Here is an 18321-nt window from a genome sequence, read left to right as displayed (position 1 = left end):
CTGACTTTAAAATGGGATCGAAAATATATATCCTGGAGATTTTAAACCACCTGCAGCATCGGCCTTATATCGAGTACATTACCGGTTTTTCTCTGGTGCATTTCTTTAAGGTATGGAACCAGAAAGACGGAAGGCTTGATGCACACCTGACTGATACCTCAGTTGATCTGACAGATAGCTTACAAGGTTCGGTACCGGGAGCTATACTGATCTCTGCTGACGATCATCAGCTCACAGTAATCAACCAGTCTAAACCAGAAAACCCCACAAAGTCTGGAATTGGAGATTTCTCGGTTGGCTCAGATTTACTGATCATTCAGCCTCAAGAAATTAAGAAAGACACCGATATCCCCTCTTCCACAGAAGAACTATATGACTTTACTGTTTACCCACATTAAAATAAAAGACGATGTTTAAGAGCAAAATCCATGGCCGCGAAGACCTCAAGAAATTTTTTCGTAATGGCGGCATCCAACCGAAAACCATTTCTCGGATCTCATCGATTCAATGCTGAACAAGAGTGATGATGGCTTTGAAAAAGATAATGAAAATGGATTAATTCTAACTTCAAGCAAGGTATCCACAAAGCTGATCACTTTGTTTAAAAGTGCAGATGACGTAAATCCATTCTTTTTTATTGAAAAAGACGAACAGGAGATTGCAGGGTTGAGGTTTAGCCCTGCTGATGATTTAAGTAATAATCCAAAGGAGAAAACCAGTTTCTTTTTCCATGCCAACGGAAGTTTGGGTATCGGGAAAAGAAGTAACAAAGATTACGGTCTTGATGTCAACGGATTTGCAGCGATGGAGGGCCGCGTAGGGACTTTTGTGCAGGGAAAAATTGCTGCGAATGGAAAATGGCATACCATTATTGATGGATTGGATAATTGCCAGGCTTTCGAAATCATCGCCCGTACGGGGAGAAAAAGATCTGGCAAATTCGCTATTCTTCATGCTTATGCACTTAGTGCATTGGTGGTTCACACAGTAAAATCAGAAAAACATCCGCTTATTATGGGTTTTTCTGGAATAAAATCGGTATTCGCTGGAAAAGCAAAGATACACACGACTATGCGCTCCAGCTACGGACAAATTGCAACTACGGTACTGCCATATTTATTGATTACAAAGTCACCAGGTTATGGGATGATGAGAGTTTTTTAAGCGATGGACATTATTATTAATTATAAGCGAGCAGAAAAAAAATGGAAATCCAGCCTGATAAAAATAATGTGATTGAAAAAGATGCGGTGCTGGAGCATGCGCTGGATTTTAATTTCCTGCGGACAAAAGGGATTGAACTGATTCAGAAATATGCAGGTAAAAACTGGTCTGATTTTAATTTACATGACCCCGGGGTCACCATTTTGGAATATGTATGTTATGCATTAACTGACGTAGGCTATAGAACTACATTTCCTATAATGGATATCCTGGCGAATGAAAAAGGACAGATTAACAGGGAACAGAAGAATTCTTTTTCCAAAAGAAGAGGTGCTTTCTTCTGGCCCTGTTACTGTAAATGATTATAGGAAACTCTTAATTGACAGTGTAGCTGAGGTAGATGACGTATGGATAGAACCTGTTAAATCACAATTTTCTTCCAGTTACAGCAAAGGGATATATAATGTGACTATAAAACCTTCTATCACCTTTACAGAAAGATTTAGCTCAGCACCAGACGCTGCTGGCGATGAACATGCTGATCAATTGGCACAAAAGGTAAAAGCAGTGCTGATGGCGAACAGGAACATTGGAGATAATTACGAGGGTTTTCAGGTACTCAGGCCCTTGGATGTATACCTTAGAGCCGAAATCGTTATCGAAAAAAATGTCTCCCCAAGCCGGCTTCTGGCTGCTATCTATGATGCACTGGAAAGAACGATCAGCCCGCCAGTAGTTTATTATACTGAGGCACAACTACTGGCAAAGGGATATCCTATAGAAGATATTTATAGTGGCCCGCTATTGGAAAAAGGAATTCTTCCGGATCATGAACTTCATAGAAGGATCACGGGTATTGATCCTTTTGACCTGATCAAAGCAATCTCAGGATTGGCTGGCGTAATTAGCATTAAAAAATTAGAACTGTCTACTGATGGGAAAGATTATCATACGGGTATGCTGAAATTTGATAGTGGTTATTATCCTGTAATGAGAATGGATGATCTTCATCCTGATATCACGCTTTACCATGATACTTATAATTTATATATCCGCAGGATAGACGTCCTGAAAAATGAGCAGAAGATAAAAAGACAGCTTATTGGCAACGGGGTCCCGAAAAAACAAATCCCCGTCCTGCAGGGGGAATATAAGAACCTGAAGGATTATGTTTCTATTCAAACTTTATTCCCGGCAATGTATGGTATTGGAGAACAAGGAACACTTTCCGCAAGCCCTGCTGCTATTGCTAAAAGCCGTCAGTTAAAGGCTTACCTGATGTTGTTTGAGCAGTTAATTGCTGATTCGCTAGCGCAGTTATCACAAATAGGTGAACTGTTTTCTACTGATAACGCGTCAGATTCCACTTATTTTTTTCAGCCTTTATACCAGGTACCTGATGCAAAATATATACTGAAATCGTTCACTGATAAAAATAATCCCTCAAATACTGCGGAATGGGAAAATTTCAAAAATAATCCAGTCAATGAATTTGTCGGCAATGTCAGTCAGTTTATTGAGACTGATGAGCAATATAAGGATAGAAAAAAAAAGAGCATTAGAACATATGTTATCACGTTTTAATATTGCCGTTCATAAACATCCTGTGTTTCTGTATGAACTTTATTATGATCAGGAGAATCATATCAACCGCAATGATCTTGAAATTCAATGGAAGTCAGCGATACTTGATAACCTGTCTGTCTTTACTACGAATAGAGTCAAAGCAGATAACTATATGATATCTGAAACTGACGGTGGGCTCAAAAGTGGATTTGGAAAAAAAATGTCTCTGTTACTTCACATTCAGCATCATGGAGCTAGTGGTATAATGCGCAGGATCAACGAGAAATACAAAGACCAGTTATCACTAACAGCCTCAGAAAAAAATGATAGCCAGCAAGGAAAAGAAACTATTTTAAAGTGGAGGGATGAGGAACTCAATATCCTCTCAAACCAGCATGAACTGGATATAGAACCCATAGATTATGACGCACTAACCTCCGGTTTAACGTTCAGGAAACAGTCAGAAAAACTCTTTAAATCGGCTATTATACTTGATAATTACCGGATTGTCCCCTATCCATCTGCAAACAGTGAAACCACAGTTATTGTGTTTAAACAACCGGCTAAAAACAAAGATCAGGCAGAGGATAAGTGGAGCATCATTAGTAAACATAAAGATGATTATGAAGCGTTGATTGCACTAAAGAAAACGGTTAATTTCTTTAAAGAGCTCAGTATGGAAAGTGAAGGTTTCTACATTGTGGAACATTTGCTGTTAAAACCGGCCTTCGGTTCAAAAAACAATATGGATTTACTTTTGCTGATGAATGCGGCCAGATATTAATTGAACAGCTGGGGTGGCATTCTTTCTCCAAAAGAGAAGCAATAGTCACCACATTATTAAGTCTATCCAAATCATATGTTAATAATGACTATGCTGCCACGCTTGACAAACTGAAAGAGCTCTGCGTTTTTAAAAAGCCGCTGTTAGCAAAAAGCGATCAACAGGATAATGAGCCACAACCTGACCAGGATACTGTCAAATATCTGATGGACAACCTAAAACAGTTTGATTTAAACAATACAGAATTTTTCCCTTCTTTTAATTATACCGTCAAACAAACCCACGGGCAGGAAATAGCAGAAGATTTTTATAATTTTCGAATGACTGTTATTTTCCCTTCCTGGCCTGCCAGGTTTCAGGATGATAGTTTCGCAAAGCTGGCCCGTCAGCTATTTATGGAAGAATGCCCAGCGCATATGAAGATATCGTTCTGTTGGTTATCACTATCAAAAATGACAGCCTTTTGAAACGTTATACTTTGACTGGCGCAATAATTTAATGATAAACACAACTTCAGAAGCTACGCATACTGCTGCACAAAAACTAAGCGAATTTCTTACTACCTGTGAACTCAAAGATAAGCTTCATGAATAATCAATATTATACGATCCAGCAACTCAGGCTTGATGTTGATTTCTTTTCGAAAGAAATGGCGTATGAACTTCAGAATAAACTCAGCCGGTTATATCATCAGCAGATTGAGCAAACTATAGCCAATTTTTTCTCAGCAAATATTCCTGAAAACGCACTGATCAGAAAAGACAGCCTGGTCGTTGACCTGGGGAATATACGTTATGAAGAGTTAGAAAATGAATTGCCAAAACGACTGGAAAAAGCCCTGGAAGACCTGTTTGGGCCTCTCCTTTCTTCAAATGACATTTTACATTGGAGCAGTCTGGATTTTGAAAATCTGCCCGCAGAAAAAGGATATTGGTATATATTAGAGTTTTACCTGGTTAATGGCAGTTTACCCTGGCAAGCGGCTGTGCAGCATGGGCTAACGTGGAAAACTATCCTTCATCAGCTTTATGAGCATGACAGGGAGAACCTGAGGAGTTTATTCATGCGTTTGGGCCGCCAGCCAGAGATTAGAAAAAGACTTGCTTTTCAGTCATCAGAACAGGACATAGCAGAAATAGTGACGACTATAATTCCCGTTGAGGCTCCTGCAATTCTTTCCTATAAAAAGAATATCGAAAATGCACAGCATCAAAAGCAACTTGTAAAAGCTGATGCCGAAGATTTTGCCCATGCGGTTTCATTTTTCATATTAACTTATCTGTTAGAAGAGCCTGGAAGCTTATTTAGTCAAAAGGCTTTGATCAAAAGTATTCTTACACAAATGGCGGCCCAATTTAATGTTTCGTATTTTTCTTTACTTGATATTTTACATGACTCCCTACCAGTTTTCAGCCATTCGGCGACTGCCGGAAATACGTTATTTGAATTGATTAAAGAACTCCAGTTTGAAAACGATGCCCCCCTGGATTTGAATACTGCTTTGCAGGTAACAGATATGGCAATTGGGTTAAATGATCAGTTAGAGCTATTGCAGTATTATCTGAATGAAGGTTCACTTCCTGTCTGGTCTCCTTCTTTCAATGGCAGTAAGGAGGAACTGGGTTTATACTTTAAAGAAGGGATAGCAAAAGTGCCGGCAAAGCTTAGAAAAATAATCTTTTCTTTAGCGCATACAAGCTCAACTATCACAAGAATCACTGAGCTTTTGCCAATCAGTGAACTGGCTCGTTTTATCCGGTTTTTATGGCCTGACCAGGCTGGTTTCATGGAAGAATATCTGCATTTATTGATTCATGTCAATTCGAAAGGTCTGCTAAAAACTATTAACGGAGAGTCATTTGGAAACATCATGCAAAAAATGATTGTCTCTTATATTTTCAATATGGAAAGCGGTCAGATGGAAAAATCTGATTTCATTCAGTTTAGTTTACAGTTTCTATCCACAGTGTGGTACTGCAGTTCCGGTAATCCTGAATTTATTATTACCGGCAGCCGATTCACCAGGTCTGAATGATCATATGAGGTTATTTAAAAATCTAATGAAATCTCCATTTACGGTATTTAATGGGAATGGAATTACAGTTTTCAAGGCGGGGGATGTTGATGCTGGCACTACTGCTATTTCCCCTGCCGGCGCTCTTGTTAATATTGAATCAAAAAACAAAACCACTTCAAATCAAACAGTTACAATAGCTAACATACTCCATTACTTTATACAATATGGGGCCATGCCATGGTGGGGAAAAGTATACAGCCACCATTCACCTGAAATGCTATTAAAAATGCTATTTGATTCGTCTGTCAGTGAAACATTAATCATACTGGAGAAAGCAGGGAAACAACCAGAATCAAGAAAACGCTTTTTGTGGCAGTTTTCTGATGATCTGACTTACCAGATTTTCAGCTATTTGCCTGATTGGAATTTCGTTACGATTGCTACTGAGATCATTATTATTGAACTCATAGAAGGTATTGCAGCTTTTGCTCAAATCACTCAACTATCATTAAAAGATATTATACTGGAAGCAGTATGGTTAAGTTACCTGGAAATGAAGTACGAGGCGTTTAATGAAACCTGTTTCTACCTGAATGTTTTCAAAAGCCTCTCTCGCTATAGCAAAATGACCCCGCAAAGGCTAGAACAGCTATTTAGCGGAGTAATTAATAGCGCTAAAAAAGAGGTTACAGAATTTCAAAAAATGAGATCTTTTTATTCCTGGTCTAAAGCTAAGGGTACTCCTCTCATTTTTGGTACAGATGACAAAAAGGATCACAGGGATAGCATACTTTACCAGGTAGAACTGACTATTGCCTTATTCAATTCTGAAAAACATGCTGGCCGGATCAGTGTTAGCCAGAATAGTGTTGCCCAGACCTGGACTACGATTAGCCCATATGAAACGCTGGATAGTTTTCTTTTACAAGAACAGAAACAACCTTTAGACCTTAAGCAAAGACAGCAGAAAGCCATCCATCTGCTGGAATACTATCTGTTCTGGAACCGTTTACCAGAAAACACGCCTGTATTAAACCATAAAGAGCTTGATAACCTACTTACAGAGCTGTTATTGCTATTGTACCTGGAGAACAGGGAAGCCTTGATGCGCATACTCAAAAGTGAAAAGCATTCGGTGAATGCCCGTATGAAGGTGCACCGGCTATTTTTACCCGATTATAAGGGAGGTGACCATAAACAACTGAGCCTTTTGCTGGATGATTATATAGAGAAAGATGCGTTACAATATGTACAGGAAATTTCCGGAAATGGAGGTATCACAGGGAATCCGGAACTTAAACCTGCGCTTGACCGTCTGCTTGAAAAAGCAAGGACTGGCAATACAGAAGAACAACTTAAGTTGTTATTAAAGTCTTCACCACTAACCAGGTATGTTGCATTACATTATGGAGATGAAACTATGGAATGGCTGATAGAAAAACGTTCTGGAAGTGATCAGACCTTTAAACAACAAACAGCATTGGTCAGGAAGCTGATTTTAAGTGTCGCCACCAATACACATGATTACCAAAAACTTAAAATTTTGTTAAACGAAGCTGCACTTTTTTATTTATCAGGTTTAGTGCAGGCTAAAAATATAAGCAGTTATATCAGTTTCACATTTCGTTATTTAGCGGGATCATTTTATACTGCTGCATCTGCCAATTTTTTTACTGTTTTACGTGATAAAATACATACGACTACCAACCTCGCTCCTGTTTATAAGGATGTGATCCCGCCTGTAAAACATGAACTGGAGTATCAGTTAAAATTACAGGAAAGGGAAATATTTTTAAAAAGAAAAGCGGAAGAAGAACGCAAAATTCTTGACATAGCGACTAAGGATGCTGAACAAAAATTAATTCTTGAATCCTTAAAACGCGAAGAAGAGGCACAGAAGAAATTAACGCGCCTATTAAAAAAAGGAGATAAATTATATGTTGGCAATGCTGGACTTGTATTGCTGCACCCTTTTTTAAGTACTTATTTTACCAGGCTTAATTTAATGGAAAAGGGACAATTCGTTAGCCTTGAAGCAAAGGCAAGAGCTGTGCATTTATTACAATACCTTGCATTCAAGACGACAGAAAATCCGGAGCATGAACTTGTGCTCAATAAGATTTTATGTAATTATCCGATACAGGAGCCCCTGCCGCTGGAGATATTAATCTCTGATGAAGAGATCAGTTTATCTGCTGAACTTTTGCAGGTGGTGATTGAACGCGCTGGTAAATTGTCTTCTTCGTCTGCTGATGGCTTTAGTGTCTCATTTTTACAGAGAGATGGTGCCCTTACTGAAACTCCCGAAGAATGGACGCTCAGAGTAGATCAAAGAGGTTATGACCTCATTTTACAGACCTTACCCTGGGCATTTGGTATGATTAAATTTCAATGGATGGATAAACCAATAATTATAGAATGGATTTAACCCTGATGCAACAGAATGCGTGAGAGCCTGAAAGCTGAAATGGACTGGCTTGCCAGGGTCATAGAAACGCGTATGGATCTTTACTGGAACCGCCCCTGCACTTATCAGCATGTTACAGAAGTCAGCCCTCCGCATTTAGGACCGGAAGATTCTGTATATGCACAGATCGTAAGTTATTACGGACTAAATTTTCAAGAGAGAATAGTTCTTTTACTGGCCCTGGCGCCACATCTGCTCCCACATTTACTGGATGTTTTTTTTATTAAAAACAGTGGCTACGATCGCGTTTTTACAGAATTTGGCGGTATCACCGGCCAGAATTTTAATGGCTTTTTACCTACGGGAGAAACGGCTGCATTTATATTGGCAGCCAACAATCTGGAGGAACGGTTTTCATTGATCCGGCTATTTAACGAAACCCATATATTTCGGAAACACAATATGCTGAAACTGGTATCAATGCATACGGATGAACCATTTTTAAGTCGTGTACTTCAAATCACGCCCGAATATCTGAGTTACTTTACCAGTGGCATTTCACATCAGCCTGATTTTGGGCCAGGTTTTCCGGCTAAACGCATTCATACAAATCTGGAATGGGATGATCTGGTGCTAAATGACATTGTAAAGCGAGAGGTAGAAGAAATTCAGGACTGGGTTATTTACGGTGACACGCTACTCAACGACTGGGGTATGAAGCGTACGATAAAACCCGGATACAGAGCGTTGTTTTATGGCCCTCCCGGTACCGGTAAAACACTTACCGCAAGTTTATTGGGGAAAACTACCGGACTGGAAGTCTATAGAATTGACCTTTCTATGGTGGTCTCCAAATACATAGGAGAAACAGAAAAAAACCTGGCTAATGTTTTTGACCAGGCCGAAAACAAGAACTGGATTTTATTTTTTGATGAAGCCGATGCCTTGTTTGGTAAACGTACACAAACAAGCAGTTCGAATGACAGACACGCAAATCAGGAAGTGTCTTATTTGCTGCAACGAATTGAAGATTTTCCAGGTGTGTCATCATTCTGGCAACTAACCTTAAGGCTAATCTGGATGATGCATTTAGCAGAAGGTTTCAGGCTATGATTTACTTTGCTCAACCGGATGCAGAACAGCGGTTAAAACTCTGGAAGCTGGCTTTATCGGATAAAGCAATACTGGAAAACAAACTCGATCTGAAAGAGATTGCCAGGAAATATGAGCTTACCGGGGGGACTATTATAAATATTGTTCGTTACGCCGCGCTAAAAGCGATAAAAAGAGGTAATAATATTCTATTGGAAAGAGATATGATAGAAAGTATAAGACGTGAGCTGGGTAAAGATGGTAAGATTATCTAATCATGGATAAAGAAATCAGTGGTTTTCTTTATCCATGATTAGAATAATTTTGTATTCTTCTGGTTCAATCTTCAATTGACCTGTAAACGGGTGATCTAACAGGATAATAATATAAATGACCAGCCCAATAAATGCACCCAGCAAACCGTTGACTATTAATTGCAGTCTCAAACTCTCTCTACATCCAGCATAACTGCAAGTACCAGTATAATCAATCCTCCAAGCAAAATAGGAACCCATATTTCAGTTGGTATTGAAGAAGAAGCATCCAGATTACGAAGACTCCTGTACATGCTAAGCTCGTTTAACTGACGAAACATCTGCCCGGAATACACATCCCCAAGGTCAAGTTTACCCATAGTTGCAAATACATGATTAAAAGTATCATGATGATGTCTGTTTATAGCCTTCATCGATTCCATCCCTGGAAATTCCTTGTCTATCACTGAATGTACATAAACCATGTAGACAGATTTAAGAGGAGCTATTTTTTCATGATCAGGAAAATAATTAATATCCCTGTAGAATGCAATCGCCGCACTACCTTCCCGGCTCACATCGCTCTGTGCGCTGTTCAGAGAATCCCAAACTAAAAACACAACAAAGCCAAGCAGCAACCCATAAAAACCACTGAGTATAGCAAAAATATAACCCACTGCTTCGTTATGCGAACGTTTAGGTTCATGCGTATTTTTTTTCTGAAATAATAAGTAGCTATAACTCCAATTGCAGTAAAAACCAATACAATTAGCAGTAATAAAATGAACGCAGGTATTTGCAGTATTAAATACATAAATCTGTACAGATAAGATAAGATTCTCCAAATTAGTAAGGAAAGACTGGAGTTTTTTACGTGAAACTACGTGATCTGATAACCGGGTAAAATTACCTGAATATATTCTGGGTCGGACTACATATTTTTCTATATTTACGAAAATTAACCTAACCTCATATGTCTAAATTAGAAAAATACCGCATTCCCCTTGAACGTGCTGTTGCTTACACCGCAAAATGGAGAGAGATCCAAAATCTAAACCCAAAAGATCCTGGTACTAAGGTCAGAGCATTCACTGTACACGTTAGTGAGCTCCAGGAGATCATCGATGAAATCGGAGTAGAAACAGTGCGTTTTTACATAGGTATTAACGATAAAAACAAAGAAACACTTGTTATGGTCGGGGTCAATGAAGATAACGAAGACATGATCACAGTGAAGGGCAAAAGTGACACAACTGAGGAATCAGGAACATTTGATTTCACTCATCCTTGCCCGGATACTTGTGCAGACGGTTTCTCTCCTTTAAATGTAGATTAATCAATTATCTTTATTGATTAATCATGAGCCTGCAAAGTCTGATATTTAATGCTGCTCCTTTTGCTATAATTCCATCAGCAATCATGGCAGTAGTTTTATTGCGCAACAATAATATTACGATCAGAATATTGAGCATTCATATCCTGATCAGTTCGATTACAGAGTTTAGCTCTACCATACTCTGGTCATTGAAAATTAATAACATTTATTTGCTGCATATCTACACATTGGAAGAATTTGCTTTACTGAGCTGGTTCTATGCGACTATTATCACTGGCAGATCCTGGAAGATTTTTTTCCAGGGCTGTTTAATTTCATTTTCTATTTTAACAATTCTGAATTCTATATTTCTTCAGCCGATAACTGTTAACAATACCTATGCAAGAGGATTGGAAAGCTTACTTTGTATGATCTATGCTATTATTTGTTTTAATAAACTGATCAATAAGTCTTCTGATTTGCCCAAGCCTTATCACATGGGTTTACTGCTAATTAATTCTGGTGTATTGATTTACTTTACAAGCTCTTGTTTACTTTTTACTTTAAGTAACTATTTGAGAAGACCCGAATTGGCAGATGCACGTATGACACTATGGGCTTGTCATGCATTTTTTAGTATGGTTTACTACTTGCTCTTATTTTTTGGATTATGGATAATTTGGAAATCGAAGTTGTACACTTCTTACTCACCGGCACAATAGCCCTATTAATTCTTTCTATAGGTTTTATATGTATCTATATCAAATGGTTACGAAAATTAACAAAGAAACAAAAATATCTGGTTGAACTGGAAAAATTACATAAGCAGGAAGTACTGGAAAATATAATAGAGTCTGTTGAAATTGAGCGAACAAGGATTTGCAAGGGATTTGCATGATCAGATAGGAAATACTTTTGCCCTTCTTTCTTTGATCCTTCAACAATCAGAAGGTGAAAAAATAAGGGAGGCCTTATTACTGGTTGATAATGGATTGAATAACACACGCGAACTGGTTCATCAGATCATGCCTCCGGAACTCAAATTATTCGGGCTTGAATATGCTTTGGAAGAGATCTGTACCAGAATAAACAAAAGTGGTAACCTGGTTGCAGAATGGCCGGTCAAATGTGAGCTTAAGCATTATAGTTTACGCATCCAGCTCTCTTTATACCGGATAATTCAGGAACTGGTAAGCAATACAATCAGACATTCGAATGCAAACAGACTGACGATGATCTTTTGTGATATGGGAGAGGAAATACAAATTCTATATAAAGATAATGGCACTTTACAGCATGAAAATATTGATGAGCAAAGAAAAGGGTATGGATTGAGTAACATTGAAAGCAGGGTACAATTATTAAACGGGAGTTTTGATTTTAATTTAAAAATGGCTTTGAATCAAATATTATAATAAAGAGTTTTTATGCAGATTAATATTGGTATTGTCGATGATCAGTTGCTTTTTCTCAAAGGTATGGTCTCGCTTTTAGAAAGATACAAAGGTTTTAAGGTACTATGGGAAGCCCAGAGCGGAGCGGAAGCAATTAACCGGCTACAGGAGCAGGCAGAACAAACTGACATTATGCTTTTAGACCTGAATATGCCAGGGACAGATGGGATTGAAGTGATTAAGCAAGTCAAAGAAAGATTCCCAGATATCAAGGTCATTATCCTTTCTATCCATGATGAGGAGAGGTTTATAATCAGGCTCATTGAATTAGGGGCAAACAGTTATCTTGTGAAAAATGCATCGCCCGAAGAGGTCGAAAAAACAATCAGGTTCACATCGGAAAAAGGATTCTATTTTAATGATAAAATCTCTAAAATCCTGTTCAACAATATGAGCGGCGTAAGAAAGAGAACTACCTTAGCTACAGATTTCACCAAAAGAGAGCAAGAAGTCTTACAGTGTATTTGTGAGGATCTGTCTACTAAAGATATTGCAAAAAAACTTTTTATCAGTGAAAGAACTGTTGAGGGACACCGCAACAGCTTAATTCTAAAAACCAGCGTAAAAAATACTGCCGGGCTAGTTATTTTTGCAGTAAAAAACAATCATGTAGATCTGAATTTTTACATGAAAAAATATTGATGATATTGGTACCTGATGAGAGTCAGATGCTATTTCAATCCCACAGTAATAATCTTCAGACATCATTATGTCTGCTTCTGAAAGTTTTTGAGTTAAGATGAAGCTAAATGCGGGTTATGCCTATTCGTGGGTTTTGAATAATCACTGGCTCTTATCTGGTATGGCAAAAGCAGGAATTAATATTGGAAACGAACTAAAATTACTGGATCGCGGAAAAATAAACGCCTACCCTACTGCTTTTGCCCGTGGATCGGCAGCCTACCACAAGTTGGATTGGGCTGTTTCTTTTTTCCTGATGCTGATCAATAGTAAATCTTTATATCCTGAAGAGAATAATAAACTAAATTTAACTTCTGTAAACTTTGAGATTTCCTATGTGAAACACTTTGATAACTTCTTCAAAAAAAAGATAGATACTAGATATTTTGACATTTAAGAAAGAGTATACAACAGGTAAGGTTAAAAATCTTAATTTGCTTATTGAAAACACAATCTTCTCTAAAGAAGACCTGTCCTCTTAATTCACCATGATGAACCTACCAAAAGAAACAGAAGAAATAATCCAGTTATTGTTGTCTCAGAACAAAAAGATTGAGGCTGTTAAACTGGTTCATACATTGAGCAACTGCGGATTGAAGGAGGCTATGGATTTTGTAGAAAACTTTAGGCCAGGGCAAACTTCTCCTGCAGAGGTTATTGCCAATCCAGCAAATACTGTCAGTAATATCGACGAAGAGATATTGGCTTACCTGGCACAGGGGAAGAAACTGCAGGCCGTGAAGATTTTAAAAAAAACTTTGCCCGTGTTGGATTGGCTGAGAGCAAGAATTACGTAGACGCATTGTCGGAAAGAGGGATTTCAGCAGCTCATTCACCGAAATACTCTACGCCAATAAATTCCCGTGATACCCAAATTGATGAAATTTTAACCAAACAAGGCTTGAAACAAAATGGTTCTGGTGCTGCTAAACGCTCCGGTTCACCTTTGAGAAGATTTCTTCTTACTCTTTTTCTAGTAATTGGCATTGCTTTTATTCTGGTTTATTTAATGTTCCGGATCAAGATGAAATAAGTGGTTTTACAGGACAGGAAAAGTAAACAAGACGTTACGATTTTATAAATACGACAAAATTTAAAAACTATCAAATATTGATGAAGGAATTTAATCCTGGATCAATATCGATTTTTTTTAAGCTTTAACTTTACCAGGTGATGTTGCAAATTTCTTCCGGAATGCGGTACTGAAATGCTGAACAGAGGAATAACCGAGTTCGAATGCAATAGACTTTATCGGCTTACCTTCATAGAGCATTTCTTTCGCATAATTTAGTTTGTAATCGCTTAAATAACCAAATATGCTATTGTTAAACAATCCCTTAAAGCCCTGTTTAAGCTTAAATTCATTAGTACCACAAACTTTCGCAAGCTGCGCAACTGAAGGCGGCTGGTGAATGTTCTGAATCAGATAATCCCTCGCATGATAAATACAGTCCTTGTCATATACAGATTTCAGGGGTGCATTTTGCTTTTTCGTAATCCCTGCCTCAAAGGCTTCGGCCTGTAGAACAAGTAATTCTATACATTTTGACTGGAGATACATCAGCTTTAGTCCTTCTGCGTAATCACAGTTAAGAATACCTTGTATACAGTCTTGCATCGCCAATGAGATGGGAAGGTTTTGTTCTGCTATTTGTGCATAACGTCCGGCATCTATATGGTCGGCTAAAAGCTGGAGTGCCCTGCATGAATTTTCGGAGAGCTGCAGAAATTTTTCTTTAGCAAAATGTACCTCGAAAGAAACGATAGTTACGTCCGGTATCATATTCACCCGTACCATCCAGTTCTGGCATATAAATGATATTTTGCTGGTTGGAATTAAAAATATACTTCTGGTTATTGATGTGATTGTATATTGTTCCGTTACCAGACAAAGTAAAACGCAATTTAATCATATCGGGCAAGTCATGAGTAGGCCTGAAGTATAGTTGGCGCTGTTTGAATATAACGTCGCCGTAAACGATATAATTATCAGGGGTAGTAATCTGCATTAGCTCCGCATCACTAAAGGAAAAACTGTATTTCTCTCTGCTTTCAGTTATGAGATGCTCCTGTTTGGGAAATTGCTCAAAATTGCCACCTACCTTCTTCCAATTCCCGTCATTTTTGCCAACATTGATTCCCATAATGGGCAATTATGATAAAAAAAAACGAACAATTCTAACGCTATTAAAAAAAATTCCATTTTATGTAAAAAGAACTCCGTATTGTGTAAAGATATTTAATGGCTATTCCTTTTTTTTGTGAAAATTATCAATTGATGTCTCAGAACAGATTTTGATAACATTTGTTAATTCTTAAAACACAGCCACTATTGATGTCTAAAATAGTTTGTAAAAATATTATAACGCTACGTCAAACCCAGGGAATAAGCCAGGTAGAATTGGCTACGAAGTTAAATTTGTCTGCTCCGGCCCTATCTAAGATAGAAACTGGTGTCACGGTTTTAAGTCTGGATAGACTTTTAGAAATAGCAAAGGAATTGGGTACTACAGCAAGCGCATTAATAGGAGAAGCAGAGGAATTTTTACCCAATAATTATGCAGATGAAATTAAAGCTCTTAGAGAAATGATCCATGAAAAGGATGCTGAAATTTTGGTTTTACATAAAAAATTACTTAACCTGTACGAGGATAAGGTTAAATTAAAGAGAAGTACAGAAATTCCTATGAATTAGTTCACGTACCCAAATCCGGGCACTGTTTTCAGGTGATTATTATTTACCCTTTAAAAAAAACCTAAATAATCTTTTTTGATCAATAGCATTAATTCCCATTCCATGGTCGCTGACATATATCTTCACTTTTCCATTTGCAACCTCAATTGCCCTAAACATAGAATTCCCTTAAAAAACATTTAACCCGGTATTGAGCACTAAAATGTACCCTATCATAAATACAATAAAGAATGATAATGAGATGGAGAAATAACGTGTTATACCAGAACTCCCTTTCTTAAACGGCAATAAGAATAACACATTAAATATTTCTGCCAGAAAAGCACAGGTAAAATTAAGGCTGACTAACACACAGGTGAAGGCAATGATAAACACAGCTGGTTGCAGTACAATACCCGAGATTAATCCATACAGTACACCAGAAAGCACCATCAATGGCCATGAAATAGCTGCATATTTAAAACCGCTGCACAGGTTATTCTTAAAGTTTTGCCAAAGCGAAAGTTTAATCTTTATTAATTTCACTGGTTTTTCTAAGACAATATCTTTGCGTTTTTCTCTTTTGAGTTTCCGCTTTTTAAAACGCGGCCACCAGATAATAAATCCCGTAATAAATAAAGTCAGTGGAATTAACCCTCCTATCAGTGCAAGAATCTGAGTTGGCAAACCACCAAAGCTACCATAATGAATGGGTGTAAGCCAGCTTAAATAAGCATTGCCCACGTTCGGAAAGTCTTTTCGGCTATTTAGCAGGATTTTACCCGTATATTGATCTACTGTCAGCATCTCGCGCCTACCTTCCTTTGGCAAATTTCCTGAAATCATGTCAAACCTGTAAGAACCAAACTTACCATCAGGTAAAGCAACACCACCTATTTTGGCATCGGGCATCTGATTAACTACCCTTTCAATGATCTGTTTTAAAGGCAGTGGCTGGATATTTTTGGTATAAGCAGATTTTGCACCAAATACCTGCTGTAAACCCGCGGGATTTTTACCGCTAAAGATGAAAAGTAACGGGATAACTAAGGTTGAAAATGTAATAGAAAACCCAGTCAGACTGAGTATATAAATACAATTGGAGATGAATAAAACCCTAATACATTATGCCAGTCGTAATTTTGACGTTTGAATTTACCGCTAAATTTTACTGTGAGAACCGATTTAAGCTGCTCCCATTTTTTTGGCAGCCATAAACGCAGTCCGGAAATGGTTAGAATTAACAGGCAGAGTGATGCAAGGCCTACAATATACTTACCAATAACGGGGATAAGCAAGGTACGATGCAGATCCATCACAACACGAATAAATGAACTGGAAATAATTCTTTTTCCACTCAGCTTACCATCGTAGGGATTGATAAAAAACTGTTCTTCTGTTTTAAAATCGAATGCAGTATAGGCTTCTAAAGGACTATCTCCCTTTCCTGCCATTACATAATCAAATTTTAATTTGGGGTTATTCTTTTTGATCAGCGGAACCAATTCATCAAAAGAGAGTTTTTTCTGATGAGCTACTATCTCAAAAAGCTCTTTATTTAAAGCTCGGTCAATCTCATCCTGAAAGACCAGAATACTACCTGTAACTCCCACAAATGCTAAAATGGCTCCAGCAATAATGCCTAAATAGGTATGCCATTTTCCAAACCATCTTTTTTGATGTTTAGCCCATTTCAACGATCTCTTTATAATTGTTATCATTTGATCAGGATATCGGGAAGGTTATGAGGTCGTTTTGTTTTCACGTGATTTATTTATATTTAGTCTAATTAGCGCAAATCTATATAAAATTCCTAAAAAAGGAAAGCTATTTTAATAATCAGAAATACATTGGGCAGTTAAACTTGATTAGGTATATTGCCCTAAGTGATATTTACCTGTAATTCTAAAAAAAATGAGTAATTTATTGAAGAGACTGACGCTAACTGTTTTAATTTTCACCACCTCTGCATTATCTCTGGCTGGGCAGCCTAAGGCACAGCAGGCTCAGTCTACAAAGAAAATACCATCAGGAATCTATCTCGCAGTAAAGAAAAGTGCCTATGCATTTAAGGATAACAGCACTAATAAAATATTTTATGTGAATCCGGTTCCGGTAATTAGTGTCCACGAAATCGAAAAAGTTACTGTTTTAAAAGATTCTTCAAGTCAAGGTACATCATTGGATATAGCTTTGAATCCTTCCGGGACTAAAAAGTTAGAAGAGGTTACCGCTGTCAATGTAGGCAAGTATATGCCTGTTATTATTAATAACCGCTTATTAAGTGCTCCAAGACTTGTAATGCCAATCGCTGTCAGTTCACTGAGAATAACAGGCGCTTTTACAATTGCTGATGCAGAAAATTACAAAGTGCTTTTAGAAAAGGAAATGAAGAGAGCTAAGCCACTTATCAGGAGAAAAGAAGGTGAGTAAATATTTAAGACGCTTCAATAACGATTAATTCTTCATCAAATAATTCAAAAAACAGGTTCTGTAATTTATGAATGTGCTGCATTGATTTAAAATCGCCTGTTTCATCATTTGCAGGTACCTGTTTATAACAATCGAAATAGTCATCCTCCTGAACATAATATAAAAAGAAATTGAACTCAGGATGCTGATAGTATCCCTGGCCATTATTTTTAAAACCAAATTTTTTAACCAGCCAATCTTCAGTTATAGGAACAGGAAAAATTTCGTCAGCTTTTCTACCTGTAAAATCATTAATACCCTCACCAGAAATTGACGCTACTTTTATCGGATCATTGGTTAATATAGTTTTAACGTAATTCCCTATTCTTAGTTCACTTGTTTGCATGTCGCAAATCTAAGGTTTTTGAGCTTAACATCTCTTTCCATGAATATAGTTTAATGGATGACGTGAAAATTTGTCCAGCTTAAGAGCCATTTCGT

26 protein-coding genes are annotated in these 18321 nt (G+C 37.6%); 19 read left to right on the top strand and 7 right to left on the bottom strand.

Annotation, left to right across the window (positions count from 1 at the left end; genetic code table 11):
* Positions 1 to 11: 11 nt before the first annotated feature.
* The 10 genes from ACWYN3_RS07270 (at position 12) to ACWYN3_RS07225 (ending at position 9305) form a co-directional block, all read left to right on the top strand.
* A complete protein-coding gene (locus tag ACWYN3_RS07270; RefSeq protein WP_456220533.1) occupies positions 12 to 398 on the top strand; it encodes a hypothetical protein in 387 nt (128 codons plus the stop codon).
* Between the two features lie 109 nt (positions 399 to 507).
* The gene (locus ACWYN3_RS07265; protein WP_456220532.1) at positions 508 to 1164 is read left to right on the top strand and encodes a hypothetical protein; all 657 of its coding nucleotides are present in this window, start codon (positions 508 to 510) and stop codon (positions 1162 to 1164) included.
* A gap of 41 nt (positions 1165 to 1205) precedes the next feature.
* Positions 1206 to 1526, top strand: a complete 321-nt coding sequence (locus ACWYN3_RS07260; RefSeq protein ID WP_456220531.1) for a hypothetical protein — start codon at positions 1206 to 1208, stop codon at positions 1524 to 1526.
* Positions 1441 to 2748 (top strand): hypothetical protein, encoded by a 1308-nt coding sequence (locus ACWYN3_RS07255; RefSeq protein ID WP_456220530.1) that lies wholly within the window; start codon positions 1441 to 1443, stop codon positions 2746 to 2748. Before ACWYN3_RS07260 ends, ACWYN3_RS07255 begins: the two co-directional genes overlap by 86 nt.
* Entirely contained in the window at positions 2732 to 3514 is a 783-nt protein-coding gene (locus tag ACWYN3_RS07250) for a hypothetical protein (RefSeq protein ID WP_456220529.1), read from the top strand. Before ACWYN3_RS07255 ends, ACWYN3_RS07250 begins: the two co-directional genes overlap by 17 nt.
* A gap of 206 nt (positions 3515 to 3720) precedes the next feature.
* Positions 3721 to 3981 (top strand): hypothetical protein, encoded by a 261-nt coding sequence (locus ACWYN3_RS07245; protein ID WP_456220528.1) that lies wholly within the window; start codon positions 3721 to 3723, stop codon positions 3979 to 3981.
* A gap of 119 nt (positions 3982 to 4100) precedes the next feature.
* On the top strand, positions 4101 to 5549 hold the full coding sequence (locus ACWYN3_RS07240; protein ID WP_456220527.1) for a contractile injection system tape measure protein: 1449 nt from the start codon (positions 4101 to 4103) through the stop codon (positions 5547 to 5549).
* Between the two features lie 4 nt (positions 5550 to 5553).
* On the top strand, positions 5554 to 7959 hold the full coding sequence (locus ACWYN3_RS07235; protein WP_456220526.1) for a contractile injection system tape measure protein: 2406 nt from the start codon (positions 5554 to 5556) through the stop codon (positions 7957 to 7959).
* A 15-nt stretch (positions 7960 to 7974) separates the two neighbouring features.
* A complete protein-coding gene (locus ACWYN3_RS07230) occupies positions 7975 to 9051 on the top strand; it encodes an ATP-binding protein (protein WP_456220525.1) in 1077 nt (358 codons plus the stop codon).
* Positions 9048 to 9305: a hypothetical protein gene (locus ACWYN3_RS07225; protein ID WP_456220524.1), complete on the top strand. Its 258-nt coding sequence runs from the start codon at positions 9048 to 9050 to the stop codon at positions 9303 to 9305. The genes ACWYN3_RS07230 and ACWYN3_RS07225 overlap by 4 nt, the downstream gene beginning before the upstream one ends.
* 15 nt (positions 9306 to 9320) lie before the next feature.
* Here the strand turns inward: ACWYN3_RS07225 and ACWYN3_RS07220 are convergent, their stop codons facing one another.
* The gene (locus ACWYN3_RS07220; RefSeq protein ID WP_456220523.1) at positions 9321 to 9476 is read right to left on the bottom strand and encodes a hypothetical protein; all 156 of its coding nucleotides are present in this window, start codon (positions 9474 to 9476) and stop codon (positions 9321 to 9323) included.
* A complete protein-coding gene (locus tag ACWYN3_RS07215; protein WP_456220522.1) occupies positions 9473 to 10129 on the bottom strand; it encodes a bestrophin-like domain in 657 nt (218 codons plus the stop codon). The genes ACWYN3_RS07220 and ACWYN3_RS07215 overlap by 4 nt, the downstream gene beginning before the upstream one ends.
* Positions 10130 to 10257: 128 nt before the next feature.
* On the opposite strand from ACWYN3_RS07215, the gene ACWYN3_RS07210 reads away from it, so the two are divergent.
* The 7 genes from ACWYN3_RS07210 (at position 10258) to ACWYN3_RS07180 (ending at position 13767) form a co-directional block, all read left to right on the top strand.
* On the top strand, positions 10258 to 10620 hold the full coding sequence (locus ACWYN3_RS07210) for a hypothetical protein (RefSeq protein ID WP_456220521.1): 363 nt from the start codon (positions 10258 to 10260) through the stop codon (positions 10618 to 10620).
* Between the two features lie 23 nt (positions 10621 to 10643).
* Positions 10644 to 11321 (top strand): hypothetical protein, encoded by a 678-nt coding sequence (locus ACWYN3_RS07205; RefSeq protein WP_456220520.1) that lies wholly within the window; start codon positions 10644 to 10646, stop codon positions 11319 to 11321.
* Between the two features lie 141 nt (positions 11322 to 11462).
* Entirely contained in the window at positions 11463 to 12014 is a 552-nt protein-coding gene (locus tag ACWYN3_RS07200) for a sensor histidine kinase (RefSeq protein WP_456220519.1), read from the top strand.
* 12 nt (positions 12015 to 12026) lie between these two features.
* Positions 12027 to 12695, top strand: a complete 669-nt coding sequence (locus tag ACWYN3_RS07195) for a response regulator (RefSeq protein WP_456220518.1) — start codon at positions 12027 to 12029, stop codon at positions 12693 to 12695.
* A gap of 97 nt (positions 12696 to 12792) precedes the next feature.
* The gene (locus tag ACWYN3_RS07190) at positions 12793 to 13131 is read left to right on the top strand and encodes a hypothetical protein (RefSeq protein WP_456220517.1); all 339 of its coding nucleotides are present in this window, start codon (positions 12793 to 12795) and stop codon (positions 13129 to 13131) included.
* Between the two features lie 91 nt (positions 13132 to 13222).
* Positions 13223 to 13531, top strand: coding sequence for a hypothetical protein (locus ACWYN3_RS07185; RefSeq protein ID WP_456220516.1), 309 nt, complete (start codon positions 13223 to 13225; stop codon positions 13529 to 13531).
* Between the two features lie 5 nt (positions 13532 to 13536).
* Complete coding sequence (locus ACWYN3_RS07180) at positions 13537 to 13767, top strand: hypothetical protein (RefSeq protein ID WP_456220515.1); 231 nt, start codon at positions 13537 to 13539, stop codon at positions 13765 to 13767.
* 117 nt (positions 13768 to 13884) lie between these two features.
* On the opposite strand, the gene ACWYN3_RS07175 is transcribed toward ACWYN3_RS07180, so the two are convergent.
* A complete protein-coding gene (locus tag ACWYN3_RS07175) occupies positions 13885 to 14517 on the bottom strand; it encodes a helix-turn-helix domain-containing protein (protein WP_456222922.1) in 633 nt (210 codons plus the stop codon).
* Positions 14471 to 14878: a hypothetical protein gene (locus ACWYN3_RS07170; protein WP_456220514.1), complete on the bottom strand. Its 408-nt coding sequence runs from the start codon at positions 14876 to 14878 to the stop codon at positions 14471 to 14473. Before ACWYN3_RS07170 ends, ACWYN3_RS07175 begins: the two co-directional genes overlap by 47 nt.
* Before the next feature lie 191 nt (positions 14879 to 15069).
* On the opposite strand from ACWYN3_RS07170, the gene ACWYN3_RS07165 reads away from it, so the two are divergent.
* Positions 15070 to 15429, top strand: coding sequence for a helix-turn-helix domain-containing protein (locus ACWYN3_RS07165; RefSeq protein WP_456220513.1), 360 nt, complete (start codon positions 15070 to 15072; stop codon positions 15427 to 15429).
* A gap of 168 nt (positions 15430 to 15597) precedes the next feature.
* Here ACWYN3_RS07165 and ACWYN3_RS07160 read toward each other — a convergent pair whose 3' ends face one another.
* Positions 15598 to 16452 (bottom strand): PepSY domain-containing protein, encoded by an 855-nt coding sequence (locus ACWYN3_RS07160; protein ID WP_456222921.1) that lies wholly within the window; start codon positions 16450 to 16452, stop codon positions 15598 to 15600.
* Between the two features lie 32 nt (positions 16453 to 16484).
* Complete coding sequence (locus tag ACWYN3_RS07155; protein ID WP_456220512.1) at positions 16485 to 17129, bottom strand: PepSY-associated TM helix domain-containing protein; 645 nt, start codon at positions 17127 to 17129, stop codon at positions 16485 to 16487.
* A 193-nt stretch (positions 17130 to 17322) separates the two neighbouring features.
* Between ACWYN3_RS07155 and ACWYN3_RS07150 the strand changes: the two genes are divergently transcribed.
* Positions 17323 to 17841, top strand: coding sequence for a SecDF P1 head subdomain-containing protein (locus ACWYN3_RS07150; protein WP_456220511.1), 519 nt, complete (start codon positions 17323 to 17325; stop codon positions 17839 to 17841).
* Between the two features lie 4 nt (positions 17842 to 17845).
* Here the strand turns inward: ACWYN3_RS07150 and ACWYN3_RS07145 are convergent, their stop codons facing one another.
* A complete protein-coding gene (locus ACWYN3_RS07145) occupies positions 17846 to 18226 on the bottom strand; it encodes a hypothetical protein (RefSeq protein WP_456220510.1) in 381 nt (126 codons plus the stop codon).
* Positions 18227 to 18321 lie beyond the last annotated feature (95 nt).

The sequence above is a fragment of the Pedobacter sp. NJ-S-72 genome (genome assembly GCF_053890575.1).
This window is presented reverse-complemented; position numbering and strand designations above follow the sequence as displayed.